The sequence below is a fragment of the Daejeonella sp. genome, from assembly GCF_030684675.1.
Classification (GTDB): Bacteria; Bacteroidota; Bacteroidia; order Sphingobacteriales; family Sphingobacteriaceae; genus Daejeonella.
Map to the genome: position 1 here is coordinate 1 of NZ_JAUXXZ010000002.1, position 4508 is coordinate 4508.

Genomic DNA, 4508 nt, shown 5'->3' on the forward strand with positions numbered 1-4508 from the left:
CGTTTCTATAAACATACGACCACCTTCCTTTAGATTAGTAATCTCTAAGAAAGAGTGGTTATTGTTATTGTAGGATTTTCTTTTTGCTTCTTTTTCTTTTGTTAATAACTGAAATTTATGTGTAAAAGTTAACACTGACAGAGGCGACTTAGGACCCCCGGAAAGCTATTGAGGCTTATACCCCGATTCAAGGCCTCTGTCAGCTGTTTAAACAAGCATCAAATAGAAATTAGAGTTCCCAGGCTCATTATTAAGGAATTGATTGTGTTTAAACGGTTAACTTCTAATTCTAACATTAATAACAAAGTTATGGAATTCAATTTTTTCATTGGTACAGATGTATCTAAAAATGAGCTGGATTTTGCAATTATGCAAAACAAAACGTTTTTATTCCACAAGAAGGTCAGCAATACCCCCGCTGCCATTACAACCCTTTTAAATGAGTTGGTTAAGCTCCCCGGATTTAAGCTCAGTATGGCAGTATTCTGCATGGAGCATACGGGGATCTACAGCAATCACCTTTTGGGTGTACTATTCAAGAAACAGTGTTCAGTTTGTCTTGAAGCAGCTTTGCATATCCGAAATTCTCTGGGAAACATCAGAGGGAAAAGTGATAAAATAGATGCCATCCGTATCGCAGAATATGCTTATAAAAACCGTGAGCAGCTCCGTTTATGGCAGCCTAAGCGAGAAGTAGTTATCCGTCTTGCTCAATTATCCGCTACCCGTTCCAGGTTAATTGAAGCTCAAAAGGTATTGACGACTCCCATCAAAGAATCCAGGGAGTTTATCCCTAAAGGCCTGGTTAAAGAAAATACCACGGTATGTCAAAGTACTCTAATAGCTATTAAAAAGGATCTGACCAAAGTAGATAAGGCGATCCAGGGGATCATAGCTTCAGATTTGGAGTTAAGGAGATTGTTTGCTCTGATTACCTCAGTGGATGGGATTGGAAAAGCGACAGCCACCCAGATCATTATCTCCACAAATGAATTTAAGACCATTAACAATCCGACCAAATTTGCTTGTTATGCAGGAGTGGTTCCCTTTAGCAAAGAATCAGGTCTATTTAAAGGAAGAGCCAGAGTATCCCATCTGGCTAATAAAAAGATGAAGACATTATTGCATCTGGCCGCATTATCCGCTATTCGGTACAATAATGATATGGAAGCATATTATGGACGAAAAGTAACTCAGGAGAATAAGAATAAAATGAGTACGCTGAATGCAGTTAGAAACAAGTTAATCCACCGGATTTTTGCATGTGTCAACAATAACCGACCCTATGAAAAAAATTATCAAAGATTAGTTGCATAGATCATAGAAATCGGGGTCGACGACCTGAGTACTTTCACTAATTCCGAATTTAAAGGGAAAAACCAATATCAACCCTGGAATGCAGTTTAATTTTTATTTATCATTGTCTGATACAATACACAATCCCTCAGCCTTTCATCATTAATCAGCAGCGGATGTTCAAACTCCAGAACCTTTTCCATGCCGATCTTTTTCATTACCCATTCCGATTTTACATTGATTTTCGGTGCTATTGAAACTATTTTTTCAAGTTTCAAGACTTCATGGGCATATTCTAAACATCTTTTTGCTCCTTCACTTGCATAACCTTTATTCCATTCTTCACTGCTTAGTCTCCAGCCAATGTCAACGCAGGGGGTGAATTCTGCTTCAAACGACTTTTTAGACAGTCCGATAAAACCAATGAATCTATTATTCTCAAGCTTATCCACCGCGAAATAACAATAGCCTTTTTCTTTAAATTGCTGTTCCATCTTTTCAATAAATTCAACTGTCTGAGCTTTTGTAGTAATTCTCGGAAAGAACTCCATTACTTTTTCATCAGCATTGATTGCGGACATCAATTCAATATCACTCTCAAGCCAATTCCTAAAGCCTAGACGTTCAGATTTGAATAAGTATTGTAGGTCAAACCTCATCTGATAAAGCCCCTTGCCTCCGAATTCCCGATGATTAAAACCCTAATTCTTTGCCTTTCAAATAATGCAGCATCCAGCTCAGGGTAGTCTGGGCGGATTTAAGAATCATAGCCGGCTCCACAGGTCCATGAGGTTGTCTTGGGAGTACCAGAAATCTCACCGGAACCCCTCTGCGCTTTAAAGCATTGTAATACATTAATCCCTGACTGAAAGGTACCCGAATATCCGCCTCACCATGCTGCAAAAGCACCGGTGTTTTTACATTTTGTACAAATCGTAATGGGGAATGTTCGTCGTAGACTGCCCAATCTTCATAAGGTTGTTTAACCATGTAAGAGGGAAGAAAACTTGGAATGTCATCGGTCAGATCCTGAGTAACCAAATCGACTACAGGGGCTCCGATACTTGCAACTTTAAACCGGTTTGTATGCCCGACCACCCAGCTACTCATAAAACCACCATAACTCCAGCCCATGACACCCATTTTATCAGGATCGACCCATCCTTTCGAAATAACATAGTCCACTCCGGCCATCAGATCTTTGTAATCGCCACCACCCCAGTCGCGGTGATTGGCTTCCCTGAATTTTAATCCATAACCATTTGATCCTCTCGGATTTGGCCGGAGGATGAAAATGTCATTTTCTGCAAGAGCGGCAAGTGGATAGACAGCCGAGCCTGCAATGAAATTTTCACTGAATACGCCCGCCGGACCGCCATGAATGTTGAGAATAAAGGGATATTTTTTACCTGCCTCATAGTTGAGCGGATAGGTTAAAAGTCCTTCAATTTCCATCCCGTCATAACTCTTCCATTTAATCAGCTCAGTTTTCGGAACCGGCAAAGCCGCCAGCTCAGGATTAATATTGCTAATCTTTTGCGGTGAAAAGCTGGAGGAACTGCTGATATAGCCATCCTGTGGCATTACAGTATTTTGAAGCATAAACCCGAAATGAGTGCCATTATAATTCAATTCAAGTCCTCCCAAAACGCCTTTCATCCCTGTATTCCATTCAATTGCCTGTTTGCCATCATTGCTTAGCCGGAATATTCTGGAACTCGTATGAAATGACTCAATGGTAAATACTGATTTCCCATCGCTGCTCCAGCCAATTAGCTCTGAAGGACCATTTGGGGTATCAGAAAGTGTTTTAACGCTGCCATCTTTAAGAGCAAAAATTTTAACTGAGGTTGTGCCTCCCCATATCCCTTTTTCATCCAGATTGTAATAAGCTATCGAATTTCCATCAGGACTAAACAAGGGTTGGTTTTCACCCACGGGGGTGTTGGCAATAACTTTAAGTTCTCCTGAATTGACATTGATCATCGAAATATCACAGAAAACATTGTCTTCCACACCTGCAGAGGCAGCATGAGCATAAGCGATCCATTGATCATCGGGGCTCCAGCTGAATGAATTGATATGTCTGTTATCCTTGCTCAAAGCTGTAATCTGCGGCATCCCATTATTATCTTTTTTATTCAGATGAAGCAAATGGAGGCGCCCCTGCTTGAATTTTTCATTCATAAAATACCAGTCATTTCCTGATTTCTTGTTTCCACCTTCTTCTTCAGTTTCAGAATCAGCACTGGTAAATGCAATCTGATTTCCTTTGGTACTCCATTTAAAATCATTTATTCCTGTTTTTAACTTAGTTAAACTTTCAGCTTCACCTCCACCAATTTTTAGCAGGTATAGATTATTCTTCCCATCCCGGTTGCTGACAAATGCGATATGTTTTCCATCCGGACTCCATTTGGGGTTGAGGTTGTTCTTTTCACCATGGGTAAGCTGTATGCTATTCGCGTTATTGTTGTCTGATATAAAAAGATGACTGATAAACTCGTTTTTGCCTTCAATTGTTTTAAGTTCCTTAACAGCATATACCACCTTTTTCCCATCCGGAGATACCCGTACTGTGCTGATTCCCTTATGGGTAATAGTTTGTTCGGGTGACCAGTTATTTTTTGTTTGAGCGTTTGCGCTGCTAAGCCCAAGGATTAGCAGGCTGATTAAGGAAATTCTTTTCATAGAAATGATAATAATGGAGAATTGTTGAATAAGTCCATACTAATATAAACTATTATGGTTATTAAGTAGCAGGGGAATTCTTAACTTAATAATTCATATTTATTCACAAATTGAATCCATTACTGTCCGGTTAAATTGAGTAATATTCAGTATATCTCTATTTAAGTTTTTCAAATGAAAATTTTAACTAATTTCAAAATAAGTGGCCCTTCTCAACCTTGCCTCCCTCCATTGCCGGGGGGCGAATTCCTTTTGAAGGCCAAAAGGAACAAAAGCCTTCTTCAATCCCTAGGTGCCTTGGCTACAATCCTCCACACATCAAAAAAAAGCGATCGCTGCTTTTGGGGGATATTTGAATATGATAGCATTCCGGGTATGACCCCAAAATCTAATGCTCGGATGTGCCATTTGAATGAATCTGCTGCTTTTTTTGATTTTGCTGGCACTGGTCCCGGTTTTAAACCGGGAGAATCGTCCTTCGCAAAGGCTTATCTGATATGAACGGTTTTGGAACAGTGCTC

The 4508-nt window shown here is 39.9% G+C and carries 4 protein-coding genes; 1 reads left to right on the plus strand and 3 read right to left on the minus strand.

All coding sequences use genetic code 11. The features are described 5' to 3' along the window. Window positions 1–309 precede the first annotated feature (309 nt). Window positions 310–1317, plus strand: a complete 1008-nt coding sequence (locus Q8M41_RS00115) for an IS110 family transposase (protein WP_304759945.1) — start codon at window positions 310–312, stop codon at window positions 1315–1317. Between the two features lie 86 nt (window positions 1318–1403). Here the strand turns inward: Q8M41_RS00115 and Q8M41_RS00120 are convergent, their stop codons facing one another. From Q8M41_RS00120 to Q8M41_RS00130, 3 genes are all read right to left on the minus strand, one after another. Then, entirely contained in the window at window positions 1404–1955 is a 552-nt protein-coding gene (locus tag Q8M41_RS00120; protein ID WP_305363197.1) for a GNAT family N-acetyltransferase, read from the minus strand. A gap of 34 nt (window positions 1956–1989) precedes the next feature. Next, complete coding sequence (locus Q8M41_RS00125) at window positions 1990–3987, minus strand: S9 family peptidase (RefSeq protein WP_305363198.1); 1998 nt, start codon at window positions 3985–3987, stop codon at window positions 1990–1992. 318 nt (window positions 3988–4305) lie between these two features. Further along, window positions 4306–4508: hypothetical protein (locus Q8M41_RS00130; protein WP_305363199.1), on the minus strand; the 203-nt coding region annotated here is incomplete at its 5' end.